Source organism: Streptomyces adustus (genome assembly GCF_009377175.1).
In the GTDB taxonomy this organism is placed as follows: Bacteria; Actinomycetota; Actinomycetes; order Streptomycetales; family Streptomycetaceae; genus Streptomyces; species Streptomyces adustus.
This window is the reverse complement of record NZ_VJZD01000106.1, coordinates 1-22,774: the sequence shown is the minus strand read 5'-3', so window position 1 is coordinate 22,774 and position 22,774 is coordinate 1. Positions and strand designations below refer to the sequence as shown.

The following is a 22,774-nucleotide window of genomic DNA, read 5'->3' as shown; positions in this document are numbered from 1 at the left end:
CCGCCCGCCCGCCCGCGCGGAAGCACGGGCCGTACGAGGTACGACGGTACGAGGTGCGGCGGCCGTCCCCGTCAGAGCGATCCCCTGCGCGACAGATGGTTGAACGCCAGCCACCCGGGCAGCACCGGCAGCCACAGCGTCAGCAGCCGGAACAGCAGCACGGCGGGCGCTGCGACCTCCTTGGGGAGCCCGACGGCGATCAGGCCGACCGTCAGGGTCGCCTCGACGGCGCCCACGCCGCCGGGCGTCGGCGCCGCGGACCCGAGCGCGTTCCCGGCGAGGAAGACGACGGCGACGCTGGCGATGCTGACCGAGACCGAATCTCCGCCGAAGGCCCGGATCGACGCGTCCAGGCACATTACGAAGCAGGCGGTGAGCAGCAGCATGCCGCCGATGCCGGTGACCAGCTTCTGGGGCCGCTGAAGCACGTCCAGCATGCGCGGCACGACTCCGGCGAACAGTGACCTCACGCGCGTGACGATGAACTTCCGCAGGAGCGGCACCGAGGTCACCACCAGCACGAGCACCGCGACCGTCAGCAGACCGGCGATGACCGTCCGGGACGGCGACAGCGACGGCGTCTTCTCGGTGCCGGTCAGATAACCGAAGGACAGCAGCATCAGGATGTGGCAGCCGAGCCCGAACAGCTGCGACGCGCCCACGCTCGCCACCGCGAGCCCGGGCCGTACACCCGCCCGTTGCAGGAACCGGGTGTTGAGGGCGACACCGCCCACCGCGGCCGGCGCCACGATCTTCACGAAGGACCCGGCCACCTGGGCCCCCACGGTCCGCAGGAACGGCACCCGCTCCGGCACGAAACCGAGCAGGCTCATCGCCGCGGCCACATAGCTCAGCGCCGAGAACAGCACCGCCGCGACGACCCAGCCCCACTGGGCGTCGGAGAACACGGTCGCGAACTCGATGTGGGTGAGCTGCGTCAGCAGGAAGTAGGCACCGATGGCGCCCGCGATGAAACTGATCAGAGTGCGGGGCCGTACCCGTTCGAGGCGGGCCGGCTCGACCGGCGCCTGCGGTCTGATCCGCAGCACCTGGTGCCGGATCTGGGTGAGCAGATCCTCCTCGCGCGCCTCCTCCAGAGCCTCGTCGATGGCGCGCTTCTCGGCCCGCTGCTCCGCTCGTACGGCCTTCTTGTCCTGTTTGTCGGACACCGCGGGCACGGCCTCGTCCCCGGCCGCCTCCAGACGGTCCTGCTTGGCCTGCCGGGACGCCTCCAGGACCGCCTCGCGTTCGCGGTGCGCGCGCTCCCGGGCCAGTTTCCGCAGCGTCGCGCGCGTGGAGCGGGTCAGCGCGATCGGCTGGAGCATCGGCAGACAGCCGGCGACGGCGTCGGGACCGAGGACGCCCACCGCCGAGGCGACCGCGCGCTCCGCACCCGCCCGCAGTCCGAGCGTGGTCACGAGCTGGGCGACGTCCATGCGCAGCAGCAGATCACCGGCCGCGATCTCGCCGCCGCGCAGGTCGGTGAGGATGACCTTGCCGGAACGATCCACCAGAATCGCCTCGCCCGACAGCCGGCGGTGCGCGATGCGCCGCGACTGAAGCGCCTGCACCTGGTGCCAGGTGTGGTGCAGCAACTCGTCGGTGATCTCCTCGTCGGCCAGCGAGTCGAGGGTGCGCCCGCCGGTGTGCTCGTAGACGAGCATCACGGCGTCGGGGCCGAGTTCGGAGGTCGCGATCAGCTTGGGCGCGTTGGCGCCGGCGGCGATGGCCGCGTACGCCAGCAGTGCCTCCTGCTCCAGCGCCTGGCGCAGCGACTGGAGACTGCTGCGGGTGGCGAAGCCGCGCAGCGTCAGGTTGCGCCAGGCACGGTAGAAGAAGCCCTGCGCCTGCTGCTCCCGGTCGACCACCGTGACGTCCAGCGGCGGACCGTCCTCCAGGGTGACGAAGTAGCGCCGTCCGCGATCGCCGTTCTCCGTGGTCTCGGAGAGGTCCTCGCGGGCCGCGCTGACCGGGTGGAAGCCGACGGTCCGCAGCCCCGCCATCAGCGTCCGCCCGGTGGGACGGACGTTCGGCGAACCGACCGCGTAGAGCGTTCCGTAGGCCACGGTCCAGCCGATCAGCACCGTCAGGATGATCGAGAACGGTGTGGTGTAGCCGGTGACCAGCATGGAGAACGCGTCGAGGAGCAGCACGATCCACAGCACCGAGCGCCAGCGCGGTCTGCGGGACATGCCGACGGCCGTCATGTACGCGATGACGGGGGCGAGATAGCCGTGCACCGGGTCGGTCAGGGCGTGGATGTCGCCGGGGGAGGGCTGGGTGAGCGCCTCCTGGATCGAACCGGGAGCGCCCTTGGCGACCCACAGGTCCGTGGCGAGGGTCACCCCGTGCGCGAGGACCGCCGCGAGCACGCCGTCGGCGATGCGCAGCCCGTCCCGCTTGATCAGCCGCTCGATCGCGAAGGCGACCGGCACCAGCAGGATCGCGATGCTGGACGCCAGCCCCGCGATCTTGATCAGCAGATCGGGTGCCTGACCGGTGCCCTTGTTGATGTCCTGTTCGAGCCCCGAGGTCGTCCCGTGCGCGAACGCGGCGACCGCGAGCAGGACGACGATGGCGAGCACGCCCACCAGCAGCCGCATGAGGTCGGAGGGGCGGTGCACGCGCGCGGGGAGCAGCGGTTCGTCGCCCTCGACCGCGTCGGCGTGCGCCTCGTCCCGGTCACGGTCCGCGGCGGGCCGCGTACCGGCCGCCTCCGCGCCGTCGACGTCGTCGTCCGCCTGCTTGCGGTACGCGTCGACGGTGTCCGGACGCGACGCAGCGTCAGAGGTACCCTCCGCGTCCTCGGGGTGCACACCCTGCTGCTTCATCATCTCTTCTTGGTCTCGTATCACCGGTTCACCGCCCGCACGATGGTGGCACGCCGCACCGACACACGGGGGCATCAGGGTGCAAATGTGAGGGCGCACAGTCTGCCCCAAGCCTCGCTTCGGGGCGAGAGTCACGCATGGTCGCGAGACCGTCGCACTGTCGGTGGCATGCGGCAGGATGGGGCGAATGAGCGAGCAGAGCCTTCCGGAGGACGCCCACCCGGAGTACGCGGACGCGCTGCCGGAGTACGCCGAGCGGGTCCTCGAGGTCGCCGAGTCGATCCCACCCGGACGTGTCATGACGTACGGGGACGTCGCCGAATGGCTGGAGGAGGGGGGCCCGCGGCAGGTCGGCCGGGTGATGTCCCTCTACGGGGGAGCCGCCCCCTGGTGGCGTGTCGTGCGCGCCGACGGTGTGCTGCTGCCCGGCCACGAACTGCGGGCGCTCGACCACTACCGCGCGGAGGGCACACCGCTGAAGGCGGCGAGCAGGGCCGCCCAGGGCCATGCGCCGCGGGTCGACCTGCGGCAGGCACGCTGGGACGGCGGTGAACGTGCGGATGGTCACATCTGACAGCTTCCGCCACCGCAGGGGCCCGGGGGAAACGCGCGGCCCGTACGAGGGAAGCCGGGCACGCCCGTCGCATGCCGTACGTTCGTGAGGCGCGGGGCGTGCGCGACGCACGGGCCGCGAGGGTCGCGAGCGCTGTGCGGGAAGAAGAGGAAGACCTGCTTCCGCCGCATCCGTCGGCGTAGCGTCGCCTGCACGCGTCCCCCTCACCCCGCGGACATCGCCCGCCACGCGTGAGGCGCCTGCCCGTGACCCGACGACCACCGTCGCGACGGCGTCCCGCGCCGACCGCGACAGCCCCCAGCACACCCACCAGGACCGGCGAACCACGTGAGCTCCTCTTTCTCCACCGAACACCTGCCGCACCCCGTGCGGCAGGGGAGCCGTGGCGCTTACCGACTGGTCCGTACCCCGCCGACGCGGCCGCAGCCCCCTCGACTGGACGCTGCCCAGCGCGCCGTGGTTGACCACACGAGCGGACCACTGCTCGTCCTCGCCGGTCCGGGCACCGGCAAGACCACCACCCTCGTCGAGTCCGTGGCGGCCCGGGTCGCCCGGGGCGACGACCCCGCGCGCATCCTGGTGCTCACCTTCAGCCGCAAGGCCGCCGTCGATCTGCGGGACCGCATGGCACAGCGGGTCGGCGCCGCCCGCGCGCCGCAGGCGACCACCTTCCACTCCTTCTGCTACGCGCTGATCCGCGCCCACCAGGACAGCGAGCTCTTCGTGGAGCCGCTGCGCCTGCTGTCCGGCCCGGAGCAGGACGTCGCCGTCCGCGGGCTGCTGGCCGGCCAGGTCGACCTGGAGCGGCTCGGCCTCGCCCATGTGCGCTGGCCGGACGAACTGCGTGCCTGTCTGACCACCCGCGGTTTCGCCGACGAGGTCCGTGCGGTCCTCGCCCGCAGCCGTGAGCTCGGCCTGGGGCCCGGGGCCCTGGATTCCTTCGCCCGCCGTATCGGCCGCCCCGACTGGCGGGCGGCGGCCGTCTTCCTCGCCGAGTACCTCGACGTCCTCGACCTCCAGGGCGTGCTCGACTACGCGGAGCTGGTCCACCGCGCGGTGCTCCTCGCCCGCCGTCCCGAGGTCGCCGGGCGGCTCGCCGCGCAGTACGACGCGGTCTTCGTGGACGAGTACCAGGACACCGATCCGGCCCAGGTCCGACTGCTGCACGCCCTCGCCGGCGGCGGCCGCACCCTGGTCGCGTTCGGCGACCCCGACCAGTCGATCTACGCCTTCCGGGGCGCGGACCTGAGCGGCATCCTCGACTTCCCCCGGACCTTCCCGCAGGCCGACGGCCGGACCGCCCCGGTCGAAGTCCTGCGCACCTCCCGCCGCTCCGGTGCCGCACTGCTGGCCGCCACCCGGCTGCTGACCCGCCGGATGTCGCTGACCCGCCTTCCGGCGGAGAAGGTACGTGCCCACCGCGAGCTCACCCCGGTCCACGAGGGCGGGCGGGTCGAGGTCTACACGTATCCGACGGCCGGCACCGAGCTGGACAACATCGCCGACATCCTGCGCAGAGCGCACCTGGAGGACGGCGTGCCGTGGGGCGAGATGGCGGTGCTGGTGCGCGCCGGCGCGCGCGTCATACCGTCCGTCCGCCGCGCCCTCACGGCCGCGGGCGTCCCGCTCGACATCGACGGCGACGACCTTCCGCTGCGGCACGAGCCGGCGGTGGCTCCGCTGCTGACGGCGCTGCGGGCGGTGGCCGAGGCGGAGGCCACGGGACGCGGCGGCGACGCACACACGGACGATCACACGGACGATCCCCGGGAGCAGGAGCAGGAGCAGGAGCAGGAGCAGGAGCAGGAGCAGGAGCAGGAGCAGGAGCAGGAGCAGGGCGGGGAGTCGGAGCCGGCGTCGGGCCAGGGCGAGGAGTCGAGGTCGTCATCGGCGACGGAGACGGAGTCAGGGCCGGAGTCGGGTGCGGATGTCTGCTGGCTGGGTACCGAGACCGCGCTGACCCTGCTCACCTCCCCGCTCGCCGGCATGGACGCGGCCGATCTGCGCCGCCTCGGCCGGGCCCTGCGCGAGGAGGAGCGGGCGGCCGGCAACCCCGTGCCGCCGCCCTCCGACGAACTGCTCGCGCGGGCGCTCGCCGAGCCCGAACGTCTGGTCGCGCACGACCCGGCGTACGCCCGCGGCGCACAGCGACTCGGTGCGCTCCTGAGGAAGGCCCGCGAACGGCTCGCGGGCGGCGGAAGCGCCGAAGAGGCGCTGTGGGACCTGTGGGAGGGCACACCGTGGCCCGGCCGTCTGGAACGGTCCGCGCGACGCGGCGGCGCGGCCGGCCGGAACGCCGACCGTGACCTGGACGCCGTGTGCGCGCTGTTCGCCACCGCCGCGCGCGCGGAGCAGCGCACCGGGGGCCGGGGCGCGCTGAACTTCCTGGAGGAGATCGAGGCCGAGGACATCGCCGCCGACACGCTCACCCGCCGTGCCGTACGCCCCGACGCCGTCCGGCTGATGACCGCGCACCGCTCGAAGGGCCTGCAATGGCGCCTGGTCGTCGTGGCCGGCGTCCAGGAGGGACTGTGGCCGGACCTGCGCCGCCGCGGCTCCCTGCTGGAGGCCGACCGCATCGGACGCGACGGACTCGCCGAACCGCTCACCCCCGGCGCGCTCCTCGCCGAGGAGCGACGGCTGTTCTACGTGGCGGCCACGCGCGCGAGGGAACGCCTCGTGATCACCGCGGTGAAGGCCCCCGCCGACGACGGCGACCAGCCCTCCCGTTTCCTCACCGAGCTCGGGGTGGAGCCCCGGGACGTCACCGGCCGCCCCCGCCGCCCGCTGTCCGTCGCCGCGCTCGTCGCCGAACTGCGCGCCACGACCGTGGACCCGCGCGTCTCCGAGGCGCTCAGGGAGGCCGCCGCCCGCCGACTGGCCCGGCTCGCCGCCCTCGCCGACGACGACGGCCGGCCGCTGGTGCCGTCCGCGCACCCCTACCGCTGGTGGGGCATGTTCGAGCCGACCGAGAGCAAGGTGCCGCTGCGCAACCGCGACCACCCCGTCGTGCTGTCCGGCAGCGCCCTCGACCAGCTCGCCAACACCTGCGCCCTCCAGTGGTTCCTGGGCCGCGAGGTGAAGGCCGACACGCCCGCGAGTGCCGCGCAGGGCTTCGGCAACGTCGTGCACGTCCTCGCCGACGAGGTCGCCTCCGGGCACACCCCGGCCGACCTCGACGTCCTCATGGAGCGCCTCGACTCGGTGTGGAACGCGCTCGCCTTCGACGCGCCCTGGAAGTCGGCGCAGGAGAAGGAGAACGCGCGCGTGGCGCTCGAACGCTTCCTGAAGTGGCACGTCATGGACCGCGCCGGGCGTACGCCGGTGGCGAGCGAGCACGACTTCGACGTCACCCTCGGGGCGGGTGACTACGAAGTGCGCATCCGCGGCCAGATGGACCGTGTCGAGAGCGACGCGGACGGCCGTGCCTACGTCGTCGACTTCAAGACCGGCAAGCAGACGCCCAGCGCGGCCGAGGTGGCCCGCCACCCCCAGCTCGCCGTCTACCAGCTCGCCGTCCGCGAGGGCGCGGTGGACGACGCCTTCGCCGGTGCCCGTCCCGAGCCGGGCGGCGCCGAACTCGTACAGCTGCGCCAGGGCGCCGCGAAGCGGGACGGCGGCGAGACCCTGCCCAAGGTGCAGGCGCAGGAATCCCTGGCGGGGCCGGAGGGGGAGTGGGTCGGCGACCTGCTGGCCACGGCCGCCGGCAAGGTCCTCGACGAACGGTTCACCCCCACCGCGGGCCAGCACTGCACGCACTGTTCCTTCCAGGCCTCGTGCAGCGCGCGTCCCGAGGGGCGGCACGTGGTCGAGTGACCCGCGCCCGCCCACCGGGGCCACCGGGGCCACCGGGGCATCCGACCACCAGGCCTCGGCCCCCCGAGCCCCCGCGCGGCACGGCCGCTGTGACGCACCGCACCGCAGCAGGCGCGCCGCACCGCGCGGCCGCCCTGTGACGCAGCCCCTGTGACGCACCGCACCACCCGTGCTGACCTGCGCTTCATGCTCGTCCGAGCGGCGATCGGGCCTCCGCTGTCGGTGCCCACGGCTAGCCTCTTTGACGTGCCCGCCCGTATCACCGACCCCGAGCAGCTCAAAGAGCTCCTCGGCATCCCGTTCACCCCGGAGCAGACGGCCTGCATCACCGCACCGCCCGCCCCGCAGGTCGTCGTGGCCGGAGCCGGGTCGGGCAAGACGACGGTGATGGCCGCACGCGTGGTGTGGCTGGTCGGCACCGGCCAGGTCGCCCCCGAGCAGGTCCTCGGGCTGACCTTCACCAACAAGGCCGCCGGCGAGCTCGCCGAGCGCGTCCGCAAGGCACTGGTCAAGGCGGGCGTCACGGATCCCGACGTCATCGACCCGGACCACCCCCCGGGCGAGCCCGTGATCTCCACGTACCACTCCTTCGCCGGCCGTCTGCTGACCGACCACGGCCTGCGCATCGGACTCGAACCGACCACCCGCCTCCTCGCCGACGCCACCCGCTACCAGCTCGCCGCCCGCGTGCTGCGCGAGGCCCCGGGCACCTACCCCGCGCTCACCCGCTCCTTCCCGGACCTGGTCGGCGACCTCCTCACCCTCGACGGCGAGCTCGCCGAACACCTCGTGAGCCCCGAGGACCTGCGCGCGTGGGACACCGCACTGCTGCGTGCCCTGGAGAGCGCCAAGCTCACCAACGTGGAGCTGCGCAAGGTCCCCGAGACGGCCGCCGCCCGCCGTGAGCTGGCCGGTCTCGTGCAGCGCTACCGGGCCGCCAAGCGCGAGCGCGACGTGCTCGACTTCGGCGACCAGATCGCCCACGCGGCCCGGCTCGCCCGGCTTCCCGAGGTGGGCCGCGTGCTGCGCGACGAGTTCCGCGTGGTGCTCCTCGACGAGTACCAGGACACGTCGGTGGCCCAGCGCATCCTGCTCTCCGGTCTGTTCGGCGGCGGCACCGGCCATCCGGTGACCGCGGTCGGCGACCCCTGCCAGGCGATCTACGGGTGGCGCGGCGCCTCCGTCGCCAACCTCGACGACTTCCCCGAGCACTTCCCCCACGCCGACGGACGCCCCGCCACCCGCCGGGCCCTCAGCGAGAACCGCCGCAGCGGCGGCCGTCTCCTGGACCTCGCCAACGGCCTCGCCGAGCCGCTGCGCGCCATGCACGCGGGCGTGGAGGCCCTGCGCCCGGCCCCCGGCGCCGAACGCGACGGCGTGGTCCGCTGCGCCCTGCTGGATACCCACGCCGAGGAGATCGACTGGCTCGCCGACTCCCTGGCCCACCTCGTGCGGACCGGGACGGCCCCCGGTGAGATCGCCGTCCTGTGCCGTACGGCCGGCGACTTCGCCCAGATCCAGGGCGCCCTCGTCGCTCGGGACGTACCCGTCGAGGTGGTCGGCCTGTCCGGCCTGCTGCACCTGCCCGAGGTCGCCGACCTCGTCGCCGTCTGCGAGGTCCTCCAGGATCCGGGCGCCAACGCGTCGCTGGTGCGGCTGCTGACCGGTCCGCGCTGGCGCATCGGCCCGCGCGACCTCGCTCTCCTCGGCCGGCGGGCCCGGCTCCTCGTCTCCCACGCGCGCGTGGGCGCCGACGACGACCCCGACCGCAGGCTCGCCGAGGCCGTCGAGGGGGTCGACCCCGCCGAGGTGACCTCGCTGGCGGACGCCCTCGACACGTTCCTGGAGACACCGCTGAACGGCGCCGGGGACGACGACGGGCTGCCCTTCTCGCCCGACGCGCGCGTACGGTTCGCCCGGCTCGCCGGCGAGCTGCGCGACCTGCGCCGCTCCCTGTCCGACCCGCTCATGGACGTGCTGCACCGCGTCCTCGCCGTCACCGGCCTGGAGGTGGAGCTGTCGGCGTCCCCGCACGCCCTGGCCGCCCGCCGCCGCGAGACCCTGTCGAACTTCCTCGACGTCGCCGCCGCCTTCGCCGCGGGGGACGGCGAGGCCTCCCTGCTGGCCTTCCTCGGCTTCCTGCGCACCGCCGCCCAGTACGAGAAGGGCCTCGACAACGCCCTCCCAGGCGGGGAGAACACCGTCAAGGTGCTCACCGCGCACCGCTCCAAGGGCCTGGAGTGGGATGTCGTCGCTGTCCCAGGCCTGGTCACGGGGGCCTTCCCCAGCGACCGGGGCCGGGAGAAGTGGACCGCCCAGGGGAAGGTGCTGCCGCACGAGCTGCGCGGCGACGCCGACACCCTGCCCGACATCGACTCCTGGGACTCCCGCGGGATGAAGGCCTTCCACGAGGCCATGAAGGAGCACCAGCACACCGAGGAACTCCGCCTCGGGTACGTCACCTTCACCCGCCCCCGCTCCCTGCTGCTCGGCTCCGGCCACTGGTGGGGCCCCACCCAGAAGAAGCCACGCGGCCCGTCCGACTTCCTCCAGGCCCTGTACGACCACTGCGTGGCCGGGCACGGCGAGATCGAGGCCTGGGCGGACGAGCCCGAGGAGGACGAGGAGAACCCGGCCCTGCACCGGGCGACCGCCGACCAGGTGTGGCCCCTTCCCCTCGACGAGGACGCCCTCGCCCGGCGCCGTGCGGCCGCCGAGACGGTCCTCGCCCGGCTGGAGACCCTCGCCGCCCACGGGGACGGCCACTCCGCGGCCGCGTTCGCCCCCGACACCGCCGACGACCCGGACTGGCCCGCCCCGCCGGAGTCCGACGAGCCCCCTCACCCGGACCGCGCCGGCGACTTCGACCGGATCGACCCGTTCGACGAACCACCCTTCTCCGGGGAACCTCCCTACGACGACCACGCACCCCTCCACGAGGACCGCGCATCCCTCGACGAGGACGGCGACCCCTTCGACGAGGACACCCCGGACTGGGAGTCACTGGCCACCGACCGCCCCACGCCCGCGGACCGCCCGACGGTCCCGCACCAGGCGACCGCCCCGGAACCCGAACAGGCCGGGCACCGTGCCGACCCCGGGCACCGTGCCGACCCCGGGCACCGAGCGGTCCCCGGGCACGGCGGGTTCCCCGAGCGCGGCCCCCTCACCCCGGAGGAAGCCCGTGCCGTCGCCTCCTGGGACCGTGACCTCGACGCCCTCACCGACGAGCTGCTGCGCGCCCGGCAGAGCGTCAGGGACGTCCCCCTGCCCATGACGCTCACCGCGTCCCAGATCCTGCGCCTGGCCGCCGACCCGGATGGGTTCGCCCAGGAACTCGCGCGCCCCATGCCGCGCCCCCCACAACCGGCCGCGCGCCGGGGCACCCGTTTCCACGCCTGGGTGGAAGCGCGCTTCGAAGAGTTGACGCTGCCCCTGCTGGAACCCGAGGAACTGCCCGGCGGTGAGCACGACATCGCCGACGAGCACGACCTCCAGACGCTCAAGGACGCCTTCGAGCGCACCGAGTACGCCCACCGCACGCCCTACCGGGTCGAGACCCCGTTCCAGCTCGCGCTCGGCGGACGCGTCGTCCGGGGCCGTATCGACGCCGTCTACCGGCACCGCGGCGCCGACGGGACGACGTACGAGATCGTCGACTGGAAGACCAGCCGCACCCGCACCGCCGATCCGCTCCAGCTCGCCCTGTACCGGCTGGCCTGGGCCGAGCAGCAGGGCGTGCCCCTGGAGTCCGTCACGGCCGCCTTCCTGTACGTCCGCGACGGCGAGGTGGTACGGCCCGACCGGCTTCCCGACCGGGTCGCGCTGGAGCGCCTGCTGGCCGGAGAGCCGTCCGTGTGACGAAACGCCCAGCCGGGATGTCACTGAGTGCCTATAGGCTCGTGAACATGAGCCAGACCCCGGACAGCGCCGTCCGTACGTACATCGAGCAGCACCGCGCCGCCTTCCTCGACGCGCTCACCGAATGGCTGCGCATCCCGTCCGTGTCGGCCCAGCCCGACCACGCGCCCGATGTACGCCGCAGCGCCGACTGGCTCGCCGCGAAGCTCCGCGAGACCGGCTTCCCGACCGCCGAGGTCTGGGAGACCGCGGGCGCCCCGGCCGTCTACGCCGAGTGGCCCGCCGAGGACCCCGAGGCACCCACCGTCCTGGTCTACGGCCATCACGACGTGCAGCCCGCCGCCCGCGAGGACGGCTGGGACAGCGAACCCTTCGAACCCGTCGTACGCGACAACCGCCTCTACGCGCGCGGGGCGGCCGACGACAAGGGCCAGGTGTTCTTCCACACACTCGGTGTCCGCGCCCACCTCGCGGCCACCGGCCGGACCGCCCCCGCCGTCCACCTCAAGCTGCTGATCGAGGGTGAGGAGGAGTCCGGCTCCCCGAACTTCCGCGCTCTCGTCGAGGAGCGCGCGGACCGGCTGTCGGCCGATGCCGTGATCGTCTCCGACACGGGCATGTGGGCCGAGGACACCCCCACGGTGTGCACCGGTATGCGCGGCCTCGCCGAGTGCGAGATCCGGCTGTACGGACCCGACCAGGACATCCACTCCGGCTCCTTCGGCGGCGCCGTGCCCAACCCGGCCACCGCCGTCGCCCGCCTGGTCGCCGCCCTGCACGACGAGGACGCGCACGTGGCGGTGCCCGGGTTCTACGACGGCATCGTCGAACTCACCGAGCGCGAGCGGGAGCTCTTCGCCGAGCTGCCCTTCGACGAGTCGCGGTGGTTGCGCACTGCCAGGTCGCACGCCCTGCACGGCGAGGCGGGACACACCACCCTGGAGCGCATCTGGGCCCGCCCCACCGCCGAGGTCAACGGCATCGGCGGCGGCTACCAGGGCGCCGGCAGCAAGACGATCGTCCCGTCCACGGCCATGGTGAAACTGTCGTTCAGGCTGGTCGCGGGCCAGGACCCGGACCACATCGAGAAGGCCGTCCGCGCCTGGGCCGCCGAGCAGGTGCCCGCCGGGATCCGCTGCGAGATCACGTTCGGCGCGGCCACCCGCCCCTGCCTGACCCCGCTGGACCACCCGGCGCTCCAGTCCGTCGTACGCGCCATGAGCCGTGCCTTCGACCAGCCCGTCCGCTTCACCCGCGAGGGCGGTTCGGGCCCGGCCGCCGACCTTCAGGAAGTGCTCGGCGCCCCCGTGCTCTTCCTGGGCATCTCCGTCCCCTCGGACGGCTGGCACGCCCCGAACGAGAAGGTCGAACTCGATCTGCTCCTCAAGGGCGTCGAGACCAGCGCGTACCTGTGGGGCGACCTCGCGCAGAACTGGCGCCATGCGCCCTGACCGCCGTGCGCTCTCCGGCAGGGGACCGCGCGAGGGGCACACTGGAGAAACCGCCACGCAGCCGGAAGCCCCGCCGGACCCGGTCACCTTCTGCCGCACGTTCCGCTGAACCGCCCGCCGAAACGAACCGTTCCACCGGGGGAGATGGAAGCACCTGTGACCACCTGGACCGACCACACCGCCGACCGACCCATCTCGCTCGCCGCGCCCAGCGGCATCGACCGGGCCGCCCACCACCGACTCGACGAAGCCTGGCTCGCGGCGGCGTGGAGCCACCCCACGACCCGCTGCTTCGTGGTCTCCGGCGGCCAGGTCCTCATCGACGAGACGTCCGACGGGCGCACCGAGATCGTCATGACGCCCTCCTTCGAGGCTCCGCTCACCGAGGCGCACCGCTACTTCCTGGGCACCGACGAGGACGGCGTCAGCTACTTCGCGCTCCAGAAGGACGGCCTGCCCGGCCGTATCGACCAGTCCGCCCGCCCCGCCGGGCTGCGCGAGGCCGGTCTGCTGCTGTCCCCCCGGGACGCGGGCCTCATGGTGCACGCGGTCGGCCTGGAGAACTGGCAGCGCACCCACCGTTTCTGCTCCCGCTGCGGTGAGCGCACGGTCATCGCCGCGGCCGGCCACATCCGCCGCTGCCAGGCGTGCGGTGCCGAGCACTACCCGCGCACCGACCCCGCCGTGATCATGGCGGTCACCGACGAGGACGACCGGATCCTGCTCGGACGCCAGGTCCACTGGCCCGAGGGCCGCTTCTCGACGCTGGCCGGGTTCGTCGAGCCCGGCGAGTCCATCGAGCAGTCCGTGCGCCGCGAGGTCCTCGAGGAGGTCGGCATCCTCGTCGGCCGGGTCGAGTACGTGGCCAGCCAGCCCTGGCCGTTCCCGTCCAGCCTCATGCTGGGCTTCCAGGCGCGCGCCACGTCCACCGAGATCGACGTCGACGGCGACGAGATCCACGAGGCCCGCTGGTTCTCGCGCGACGAACTGACCGCTGCCTTCGAGACCGGCGAGGTGCTGCCCCCGTACGGCATCTCGATCGCGGCCCGCCTGATCGAACTCTGGTACGGCAAGCCACTGCCGACGCGCAGCTTCGTCTGAGCCGGCTCCAGGGAGCAGGGGGCGTCTCTCTCAGGGGAGCAGGGGGCGCCCCGCGATCGCGTCCCCGATGTGTTCCGTCCTGAGCGCGTCCTGACCGTGCTCTGCGACGAAGGCGCGCACACGGCCCAGTGGGCTGTCCGGCGGGGGCGGCTCCTCGCTGATCGTGAAGCCGAGCATCTGCGCCCCGAACGCGGCGCCCACGTCCTGCGGGTCGTTCATGTCCATGCCGCGCACGGTAGACGGAGGGTCTGACAATCGGGCGGCGTGCGGGCTTCCGGAGCCGGGAGGGGCACGCGGGATACGCAGAACCCCCGATCGGCCGCGAGGGTCGTCGGGGGTCGTGTCGTGCGCGGGTCAGGCGCCGAGCGCCTGCTTGACCTGGGCGAGGCTCGGGTTCGTCATGACGACCTCGGTGCCACCCGTGGCGGGCACCACCAGGACGGTCGGGACCGTCTGGTTTCCGCCATTCGCCTTCTCCACGAATGCCGCGGAGTCCGGGTCGTGCTCGATGTTGATCTCGTTGTACGTGATGCCCTCGCGGTCCAGCTGGCTCTTGAGCCGCGTGCAGTAGCCGCACCACGTGGTGCTGTACATCGTCACAGTGCCCGGCATGTCTCTTGTGCTCCTTCGGCGTTCGGTGGACGGGTGCTCGCAGGGGGTGAACGTACGTGATGAGGCCGCCATTCCCGCCCGGCGGGCGGCGGGGACGTGATACCTGCCGCATTCGTACGACTGCGAGGGCCCGCCTGTGGACAACCGGCGCACCCGTCCCGGGCGACCTGGCAGCATGGCCATGTGACACCAGCAACGCACTCCACACTCTTCCCGCAGGTACCGGACTCGGCCGACGCGGTGCTCGACGGGCTCGACCCCGAGCAGCGCGAGGTCGCGACCGCCCTGCACGGACCGGTGTGCGTGCTGGCCGGCGCGGGCACCGGCAAGACCCGGGCCATCACCCACCGCATCGCCTACGGCGTCCGGGCGGGCATCCTCCAGCCCTCCAGCGTGCTCGCCGTCACCTTCACCAACCGGGCCGCCGGAGAGATGCGCGGCCGACTGCGCCAACTCGGTGCCGCCGGGGTCCAGGCCCGCACCTTCCACTCCGCCGCCCTGCGTCAGCTCCAGTACTTCTGGCCGAAAGCCATCGGTGGCTCCATGCCCCGGCTGGTCGACCGCAAGGTCCAGCTCGTCGCCGACGCGGCAGCCGCCTGCCGCATCCGGCTGGACCGGGGCGAGCTGCGCGACACCACCGCCGAGATCGAGTGGTCCAAGGTCACCCAGACCGTCCCCGCCGACTACGCGGCGGCCGCCGCCAGGGCCGGGCGCGAGGTGCCCCGCGCCCCCGCCGAGATCGCCCAGCTCTATGCCGCCTACGAGGATCTCAAGCGCGACCGCGGCGTCATCGACTTCGAGGACGTCCTGCTGCTGACCGTCGCCGTCCTCCAGGACCGCCGCGACATCGCCGAGCAGGTCCGGGCCCAGTACCAGCACTTCGTCGTGGACGAGTACCAGGACGTCAGCCCCCTCCAGCAGCGTCTGCTGGAGCTGTGGCTCGGCGACCGCGACAACCTCTGCGTGGTCGGCGACGCCAGCCAGACGATCTACTCCTTCACCGGAGCGACCCCCGACCACCTGCTGGACTTCCGCACCCACCACCCCGGCGCCACCGTCGTGAAACTGGTGCGCGACTACCGCTCCACCCCCCAGGTCGTCCACCTCGCCAACGGCCTGCTCGCCCAGGCCCGCGGCCGCGCCGCCGACCACCGCCTCGAACTGGTCTCCCAACGCGCCCCCGGACCGGAGCCCCTCTACACCGAGTACTCCGACGAGCCCGCCGAGGCCGAGGGTGCCGCCCGCCGCATCCGCGACCTCATCGGCGCCGGCGTCCCGGCCGGCGAGATCGCCGTCCTCTTCCGCACCAACTCCCAGTCGGAGACGTACGAACAGGCCCTCGCCGACGCCGGCGTGCCCTACCAGCTGCGCGGCGCCGAGCGGTTCTTCGACCGTCCCGAGGTCCGCAAGGCGGGCATCGCCCTGCGCGGCGCGGCCCGCTTCGGCGGCAACGACTCCCTCCTCGACGACGTCGTCGACCTGCCGTCCCAGGTGCGTGCCGTGCTGTCCGGCGAGGGCTGGACCCCGCGGCCCCCGGCCGGCTCCGGCGCCGTCAGGGAACGCTGGGAGTCGCTGGCCGCCCTGGTGAACCTCGCCCAGGACTTCGCCGCCGCCAAGCCGGGTGCCACCCTCAGCGACCTGGTCGCCGAGCTCGACGAACGGGCGACCGCCCAGCACGCCCCCACCGTGCAGGGCGTCACCCTCGCCTCCCTGCACTCGGCCAAGGGCCTGGAGTGGGACGTCGTCTTCCTGGTCGGCGTGGCCGAGGGCATGATGCCGATCACCTACGCCAGGACCGACGAGCAGATCGAGGAGGAGCGCCGCCTGCTCTACGTCGGCGTCACCCGCGCCCGCGAGCACCTGCACGTCTCCTGGTCGCTGTCCCGCTCCCCGGGCGGACGCGCCAGCCGCAGGCCCAGCCGATTCCTCGACGGGTTGCGTCCCGGCTCGGGCAGCACGGCCGGACGCGCCGGGCAGGGCGGCACCGGCGGCATCGAACGCGGCTTCACCGGCGGGGGGCAGACCGCAGTCCCGCGCCGGACACAGCGCACCCCCGCCCGCTGCCGGGTCTGCGGGCGCACCCTGACCGACGCCGGCGAGATGAAACTGATGCGCTGCGAGGACTGTCCCTCCGACATGGACGAGGGTCTCTACGAGCGGCTGCGCGAGTGGCGTGGGGTGCAGGCGAGCAGCAGCGGACAGCCGGCGTTCTGCGTCTTCACGGACAAGACGCTGATGGCGATCGCAGAGGCCGCCCCCGACGAACCGGGCGACCTCGCGCGGATCCCGGGTGTCGGGACCCGCAAGCTCAACCGCTACGGAGCCGACGTCCTGGCCATCTGCGCAGGCCGGGAGCCCGGTGGAGGCACCGGCGTGGACTGATGCGAACTCGTCGAAAAAATAGTTTGCGCCCGCCCCAGCAATCCCCATAGGTTCTTAGGCACGGGGACGGAGGCCTTCTCGAAGGCCCCGAATCCGTGCTGTACTTACATATCCGTCGGACTGGGCTCGCGCCCGGTCCCCCAAGACGCCGAGAGGAGGCGATTCCAGTGATCAGCATCAACACCAGCTCCACCAGCACCGTGAAAATGACCGATCCCTCGGTCGTCTCCGCATGCATGCTCGGCGTCTCCAACCTGGGCACCGGTGCGTCCGGCATTCGTGTCGAGCGTCCGGCCACCTCACTGTCCCTCGCGGGTCTTCCCGTCCGCGAACGCAGTGAGCGACCGATCGAGGCACTGGAAGCAGCAGTAGTGGCACAGGCCAAGGCCTATGCCTTTACGGCGACCGGTGCCGGAATCCGGAAGCAGACGACGCACCACCACCTGATGTGGGCCTTCCGTGGGCCAGAACCCTGGAGTGATCCAGCCTGATCGTCGATCAGGCCGGCGCCTTCAGGGCCGCGGAACCCCATCCGGGATCCGCGGCCCTTCTGTTTGTCCCCGAACGGGGACGACGGAGCGAAGGGGCCTCGGGACAAGAGAAAAGAACCCGGTACCACGCCGACAACCGGTTCAACAGAGCCGGACCGACCAGACGAGGAAGACCCGACGTGCAACTCGAAGCGCACGCCCCGTCCGTACCGCCTTCCGAAGCGATCCCCAAGCCCGGCCTCACGGAGGACCCCACCTTGACCCCGCTCACTGCGCTCACCGCGCTCGACGACGCCATCGAGAGCCTCGGCGTGCCGGTCCCCTGCCGGTCCTACGACCCGGAGGTCTTCTTCGCCGAGTCCCCGGCGGACGTGGAGTACGCCAAGTCCCTGTGCCGCACCTGCCCGCTGATCGAGGCCTGCCTCGCCGGCGCCCAGGAGCGGCGTGAGCCCTGGGGCGTCTGGGGCGGCGAGCTGTTCGTCCAGGGTGTCGTCGTCGCCCGGAAGCGGCCGCGTGGTCGCCCGCGCAAGAACCCGGTCACGGCATGAACATCGCAGGAACCATCGACCGTCCCCTCACGAACGACCCCCAGAAGCAGGCCCCGATGAAGACGTCCGCCAGCGAGCCCACCGGCTCCGCGACTCCAGACTTCACCACCACCGGCGCGACCGGCTCGCGTCAGAACAGGACCCGAGAGATGCAACTCATCCCAGAAGCCTTGGCTCGTGCGCATATGCACGACCGGCTGCACGAGGCGGAGCAGGAACGCCGGGCCATGCGCCTGGTGACCGCCCGCCGGATGCAGCGCAGGGCCGAGCGCGCCTCGATGCGCGCCCGCCGTGCGCTCGCCATGGCGGTCATGCAGTGACCACCGACCACAACTGAGGAACAGGCTCCCCGGCCCCCGGGGAGCCGGGCTTCGGGCGGGGGTCGGTCCGTGTGAACGGACCGGCCCCCGCGGTGCGTTGTGAGCCGTGATCCACCGGCCCGGGGATATCGTCGAACGGTGACGAGTCTTCCCGGAGGCAGTGACGACCGTGACTCCGAGCCGGAGCCGCGCCTGCTCGAATGCGCCCGCTGCGGCAGATCGGCCGAGGGGCCCCGGCCCACCTGGACCTGCTCCGTGGAGAACGGCCGCCGACGGTACTTCTGCGACACCTGCTCCCGTGACCACCTCAGAGCGATCGAGGGGCGGCTGGACTCGGCCTGGTGGTGACGGAGCGAGTCGCCCCCCGGGGGCTCAGGCCTCCGCGGCCGACTCCTCGGCCTCCTTGAGATCCGGCAGGAATCCCGGGAGCCACTCTTCCAGTTCCCCGCGCAGACGCACGGTCGAGCCCAGCTGGCACAGGACACCGATGGTGCTCAGGGTCACCCGGTGTATCAGCAGGTAGGACGGGGGCAGGTTGAGCCGCTTGCCGAGCTGGTAGGCGGGGGAGCGGGGGTCGGCGACGCGGGCCGCCTGGCCGCGCATCCAACCGCGGGTGAAGGTGAACGCCTCGATCCGGGCCGGTTCGATGATGGGCAGGAGATAGTCGAGGACCGCGTCGGGGTCCAGCTCGATGGAGTCCTTGACGAACCCTTCCGCGCAAAGGAGTTCGTACACGGCGTCGGCCCGGCCGTCGAGGGTCATCCGGAGCGAGTGGCCGATGGGTGTCGGCAGTCCACCCGGGAGCCGGTCGACCGTGCCGAAGTCCAGGACGCCCAGACGCCACTCGTTGTCGGAGTCGCCGGGCAGCAGACGGAAGTTCCCCGGGTGCGGGTCGGCGTGCAGCAGCCCGGTGCGGGCCGGGCCGGAGAAGAGGAAGCGGGCCAGCAGCTGCCCGGCGCGATCGCGCTGGGCCCGGGTGCCGTCGGCGATCACCTCGGACAGCGGGATGCCGTCGATCCACTCGGAGACCAGGACCTGGTCGCTCTGGTGGACCACGGCCGGCACCACCACGTCCGGGTCGTTCGCGAACTCCTGCGCGTGCAGCCGCTGGGCCTGCGCCTCCAGCCCGTAGTCGAGCTCCTCGGAGACCCGGTCCCGGAGCTCGGCGATCAGGGGCTTGATGTCCATCCCCGGAATGAGCGGACCCAACAGGCGGGCGAAACGGCTGAGTTGGTTCAGGTCGGAGAGCAGGGCCTCGCCCGCGCCGGGGTACTGCACCTTGACCGCGACCTCGCGGCCGTCGTGCCACACCGCCCGGTGCACCTGGCCGATCGAGGCCGCCGCGGCCGGCTTGTCCTCGAACTCCGTGAACAGGTCGGGCCAGTCCTCGCCGAGCCGCTCCCGCAGCACGGTGTGCACGGTCCGTGTGGGCATCGGCGGCGCCGCTTCCTGAAGCTTGGTCAGCGCGGCCCGGTAGGGTCCGGCGACCTCCTCGGGCAGCGCCGACTCGAAGACGGACAGGGCCTGCCCGAACTTCATCGCGCCTCCCTTCAACTCGCCGAGCACCTTGAACAGCTGGTCCGCCGTGCGCTGTTGCAGCTCGCGGCCGACGAGCTCGGCGGACTCGCCCACGATCCTTTTCCCGAGTCCCCACGTCGCTCTCCCGGCGAAGCCGAGCGGGAGCGCGGCGAGCTTGGCGGTCCGGGTGACCGCCTTGCGGGGAAGATCAGACATGCGCCCTCCAAGTCCCAGCCGGTCGCGGTGTGCCTGCGGTACGGCATGGCTCCGTCGGCGACCGTAGCCCGGCCATTGTCTCGTGCGACTCCCCTTCCATGGAGGTGTGTTCTGCCTTACCTTTCTCCGCGGCCCCGCACGGACAGGCGGAATGCGCCCGGACCGGCCGCGCGTGCCACTGGAGCGTGGGCAGCGAAGTCTCCCAGCGGGCCCCCGCGGTGGAGGGGAGCCCGCCGTCCAGGAACGCGAGCGCATGCGCCGCCGCCAGTCCGGCCACGGTCGTGGCCAGCGTCAGGTCGCAGGCACGCACATGGCGCGACTTCCCGGACTGCCACTGGGCCACCAGGCGGGGCCAGACCGGATCCCGTTCCCGGCGCCCCTCGTGCAGACAGCCGGCGCAGCCCGTCTCGCCGGGCAGGACCAAGGGGCCCACGACACCCGTGGCCTCCACGACTCCGGCATGGAGATGGGGTGTGCCGGAGGCGACGAGGGGTGCGGCGACGGACGGGGCGGGGGCGTGGACGGCCACGTCGTCCCGTGGCGTGAGGAGGACCAGGGAGAACCCCGGCTCGCCCGCAGCCCCGGCCGGGCCCGCGGTCCCGGCCGGCTTCGCGACCCCACGTGCGCCGACGGCACGGCGGGGCGGACGCTCCGCGGCCGCCCGGCGAGCGGCGCGACGGGCCGCCGTGTCCCGGCGCTCCCCGACGGCCTCGGCGGGCAGTCCGCCCGGCGCCACGTCACCCGGCTCGACGCGGCCGTCGTCGCGCACGTCGACCTCGCCGACACCCGCGCCCGACAGCAGCGCCGCCAGCAGGGCGCCGACCCGCCCTGCGCCCCTGACCTGGACCCGCAGACGACGACGGGCCGCCAGCCGGCCCATGGCCTCGCCGGGCCCGGAGGTCGTCAGGGACAGCGAGGCCAGATCGGGGCCCAGTCGGGCCAGGGCCTCCTTCCTGCCCCGCAAGGCGTCGGCGGGCGGCCCGCCGCCTCTCGCGTCGTCGAGGAGTCCGGCCCGCGCCAGCCGGGTGACCAGCGTGTCGACATGCCCGTCGGGCAGGTCCATACGGCGGCCCTCCTCGCGCAGCAGCGCGAGGCCGCGGGTGCCGTTGAGCAGATCGAGGAAGCTGCCGGTCGCCGTGTCCACGGGACCGAGCGTCAGCGCGTGCGCGGGAGTCATCCCGAACTGCACGGTGTTGAGGTCGCGCCAGCCGCGCCGCAGCGCGGGTTTCACCATCGGATGCATGACAGGCCCCCGTAGCCGAGATGAAGTCGCAGGAACGCGAGGGAAGTCACAGAACGTAAGGGATCGTCCCTCTTCGCCGGTGGAGCCCGGTCCATGCTCCGCCAGCGAATGCCAGGATGCCCGGCCCGGCCGGACGCTGCCGAAAGTTGTCCACAGGCAGGGGATGTTCGTCGTACGAATCGGACACAGGGCGGGAGATCGGAAACCGAACCGTCCCGGAGTCGGGACTTCCCCCATGTGCAGCGGGTAACGTCGGGGCGTGCCCGCCGACCCACTGCACAGTGCCGGAACTCCACAGCGCAGCACGACGAGCCAGCCGCCGAGCGGCTCGGTGGCGAGCGCGATCGAGGTGCGCAGGAGCTCCCGTCGCCGCAGGACGGTCTCCGCCTACCGCGAGGGCGATCGCACCGTCGTGCTCATCCCCGCCCGGATGTCCGCGGCGGAGGAACAGCGCTGGGTGACCGTCATGCTCGACAAGCTCGCGGCCCAGGAGAGCAAGCGGGTGCTCGGCGACGCCGAACTGGCCGAGCGCGCCGAGCGGCTGTCGGAGCAGTACTACGGCGGGCGCGCCCGGCCCGCCTCGGTGCGCTGGGTCACCAACCAGAACACGCGCTGGGGCTCGTGCACCCCGGCGGAGGGCAGCATCCGGCTGTCGCACCGGCTCCAGGGCATGCCCGAGTACGTCATCGACTACGTGCTCCTGCACGAACTGGCGCATCTGCTCGTGCCCGGTCACGGGCCGCGCTTCTGGCGGCTGCTGGAGGCGTACCCGCGTACCGAACGGGCGCGGGGCTATCTGGAGGGAGTGGTCGCCGCCGACCGGCTGCCCCATTTGCCCGGTGCGCGCAGTGAGTGACGACGCGCCGCGACGGCGCGTCCGTCGGGGCTGAGCACTGGTTGTGTACCGGGACGGTACCGACTGCCTGCGTTGTCGGAGTTTGCCGTTAGCCTGGCGCGACGCACTCGCATTCGGGATGGGGGACGGTCGTTACGCATGGCCAGGGAATTCCAACGCGGCCACAAGGCCAAGATCAGTGACCTCACGGCAGGCACGGATCTGTACGTAGGCGTGCAGATCACCGGCCCGGGACTGGGCTTCGACATCAGCTGCTTCGGCCTCGACGCGGACGAACGGCTCTCGGACGACCGGTACTTCATCTTCTTCAACCAGCCGAAATCCCCCGAGGAGGCCATCCAGCTCCTGGGCACGCAGGCGGGCGACACGGAGTCCTTCCGGGTCACGCTCGACCGGATCCCGGCGCAGATCCAGAAGCTGTCCTTCACGGCCACCCTCGACGGCGCCGGGCAGATGTCGCAGGTCGGCCCCGGCTACATCCGGATCGTCGCCGGCGGCGAGGAAGTGGCCCGGTACTCCTTCACCGGCTCCGAGTTCTCCACCGAGCGCGCGGTGATGCTGGGCGACTTCTATCTGAAGGACGTGTGGCGCTTCGCGGCCGTGGGACAGGGCTTCGACGGCGGCCTGGAGGCGCTGCTGAAGAACTTCGGCGGTGAGGTCCTGGAGGAGGAGGCGCCCGCGGCCCCGCAGCAGCCCCAGCAGCCGCAGACCGGTGCTGCTCCGGGCTTCGCCCCGCCCGCGTTCGGCGCGCCTGCGGCTCCCGCGGCCCCCGCTCCGGCACCGCAGCACCCGGGGACCGTCGCGCAGGGCTTCCCGCCACCGCCCGGCGCCACTCCGCCGCACCCGGCCCCCGCACCCTCGGTGCACGGCGCGCCGACACTCATCGCGCCCCTGGCCCCGCCCGGCGGCGGCACCGTACCGCCCCCGTCGCCCGCGCCGGCCCCCTACGGCCCG

General features: G+C 72.8%; 17 protein-coding genes. 12 read left to right on the top strand and 5 right to left on the bottom strand.

Translation table 11 applies throughout. The annotated features are described in order from the left end of the window. Positions 1-71 precede the first annotated feature (71 nt). Positions 72-2,831 (bottom strand): lysylphosphatidylglycerol synthase transmembrane domain-containing protein, encoded by a 2,760-nt coding sequence (locus FNH09_RS24485; RefSeq protein ID WP_152891548.1) that lies wholly within the window; start codon positions 2,829-2,831, stop codon positions 72-74. Positions 2,832-3,018: 187 nt separating this feature from the next. On the opposite strand from FNH09_RS24485, the gene FNH09_RS24480 reads away from it, so the two are divergent. The 5 genes from FNH09_RS24480 (at position 3,019) to nudC (ending at position 13,634) form a co-directional block, all read left to right on the top strand. Continuing rightward, the gene (locus FNH09_RS24480) at positions 3,019-3,405 is read left to right on the top strand and encodes an MGMT family protein (RefSeq protein ID WP_152891527.1); all 387 of its coding nucleotides are present in this window, start codon (positions 3,019-3,021) and stop codon (positions 3,403-3,405) included. Between the two features lie 327 nt (positions 3,406-3,732). Next, complete coding sequence (locus FNH09_RS24475) at positions 3,733-7,221, top strand: UvrD-helicase domain-containing protein (RefSeq protein WP_162469031.1); 3,489 nt, start codon at positions 3,733-3,735, stop codon at positions 7,219-7,221. A gap of 246 nt (positions 7,222-7,467) precedes the next feature. After that, on the top strand, positions 7,468-11,082 hold the full coding sequence (locus tag FNH09_RS24470; RefSeq protein ID WP_162469030.1) for a UvrD-helicase domain-containing protein: 3,615 nt from the start codon (positions 7,468-7,470) through the stop codon (positions 11,080-11,082). 47 nt (positions 11,083-11,129) lie between these two features. Further along, positions 11,130-12,533 (top strand): dipeptidase, encoded by a 1,404-nt coding sequence (locus FNH09_RS24465; RefSeq protein ID WP_152891525.1) that lies wholly within the window; start codon positions 11,130-11,132, stop codon positions 12,531-12,533. Positions 12,534-12,689: 156 nt separating this feature from the next. Then, positions 12,690-13,634: an NAD(+) diphosphatase gene (gene nudC, locus FNH09_RS24460; protein WP_162469029.1), complete on the top strand. Its 945-nt coding sequence runs from the start codon at positions 12,690-12,692 to the stop codon at positions 13,632-13,634. A 30-nt stretch (positions 13,635-13,664) separates the two neighbouring features. Here nudC and FNH09_RS24455 read toward each other — a convergent pair whose 3' ends face one another. Then, the gene (locus FNH09_RS24455; RefSeq protein WP_152891523.1) at positions 13,665-13,859 is read right to left on the bottom strand and encodes a hypothetical protein; all 195 of its coding nucleotides are present in this window, start codon (positions 13,857-13,859) and stop codon (positions 13,665-13,667) included. Between the two features lie 129 nt (positions 13,860-13,988). Further along, on the bottom strand, positions 13,989-14,246 hold the full coding sequence (locus FNH09_RS24450) for a glutaredoxin family protein (RefSeq protein WP_152891521.1): 258 nt from the start codon (positions 14,244-14,246) through the stop codon (positions 13,989-13,991). Positions 14,247-14,429: 183 nt separating this feature from the next. Between FNH09_RS24450 and FNH09_RS24445 the strand changes: the two genes are divergently transcribed. The 5 genes from FNH09_RS24445 (at position 14,430) to FNH09_RS24425 (ending at position 18,335) form a co-directional block, all read left to right on the top strand. Next, positions 14,430-16,628, top strand: coding sequence for an ATP-dependent DNA helicase UvrD2 (locus FNH09_RS24445; protein ID WP_338017675.1), 2,199 nt, complete (start codon positions 14,430-14,432; stop codon positions 16,626-16,628). Positions 16,629-16,795: 167 nt separating this feature from the next. After that, the gene (locus tag FNH09_RS24440) at positions 16,796-17,119 is read left to right on the top strand and encodes a hypothetical protein (RefSeq protein ID WP_162469027.1); all 324 of its coding nucleotides are present in this window, start codon (positions 16,796-16,798) and stop codon (positions 17,117-17,119) included. A gap of 179 nt (positions 17,120-17,298) precedes the next feature. After that, entirely contained in the window at positions 17,299-17,667 is a 369-nt protein-coding gene (locus FNH09_RS24435) for a WhiB family transcriptional regulator (protein WP_162469026.1), read from the top strand. Next, positions 17,664-17,987 (top strand): hypothetical protein, encoded by a 324-nt coding sequence (locus tag FNH09_RS24430; protein ID WP_152891519.1) that lies wholly within the window; start codon positions 17,664-17,666, stop codon positions 17,985-17,987. Before FNH09_RS24435 ends, FNH09_RS24430 begins: the two co-directional genes overlap by 4 nt. Before the next feature lie 138 nt (positions 17,988-18,125). Further along, positions 18,126-18,335, top strand: a complete 210-nt coding sequence (locus tag FNH09_RS24425) for a hypothetical protein (RefSeq protein WP_152891517.1) — start codon at positions 18,126-18,128, stop codon at positions 18,333-18,335. A gap of 24 nt (positions 18,336-18,359) precedes the next feature. Here the strand turns inward: FNH09_RS24425 and FNH09_RS24420 are convergent, their stop codons facing one another. Next, positions 18,360-19,721: an ABC1 kinase family protein gene (locus tag FNH09_RS24420; RefSeq protein WP_152891515.1), complete on the bottom strand. Its 1,362-nt coding sequence runs from the start codon at positions 19,719-19,721 to the stop codon at positions 18,360-18,362. After that, positions 19,714-20,964 (bottom strand): TOMM precursor leader peptide-binding protein, encoded by a 1,251-nt coding sequence (locus FNH09_RS24415; RefSeq protein ID WP_152891513.1) that lies wholly within the window; start codon positions 20,962-20,964, stop codon positions 19,714-19,716. The genes FNH09_RS24420 and FNH09_RS24415 overlap by 8 nt, the downstream gene beginning before the upstream one ends. A 259-nt stretch (positions 20,965-21,223) precedes the next feature. On the opposite strand from FNH09_RS24415, the gene FNH09_RS24410 reads away from it, so the two are divergent. Both FNH09_RS24410 and FNH09_RS24405 read left to right on the top strand, forming a co-directional pair. Continuing rightward, on the top strand, positions 21,224-21,820 hold the full coding sequence (locus FNH09_RS24410) for a SprT-like domain-containing protein (protein WP_162469025.1): 597 nt from the start codon (positions 21,224-21,226) through the stop codon (positions 21,818-21,820). Between the two features lie 138 nt (positions 21,821-21,958). Further along, a partial coding sequence (locus FNH09_RS24405) for a TerD family protein (protein ID WP_162469024.1) occupies positions 21,959-22,774 on the top strand: 816 nt, incomplete at its 3' end.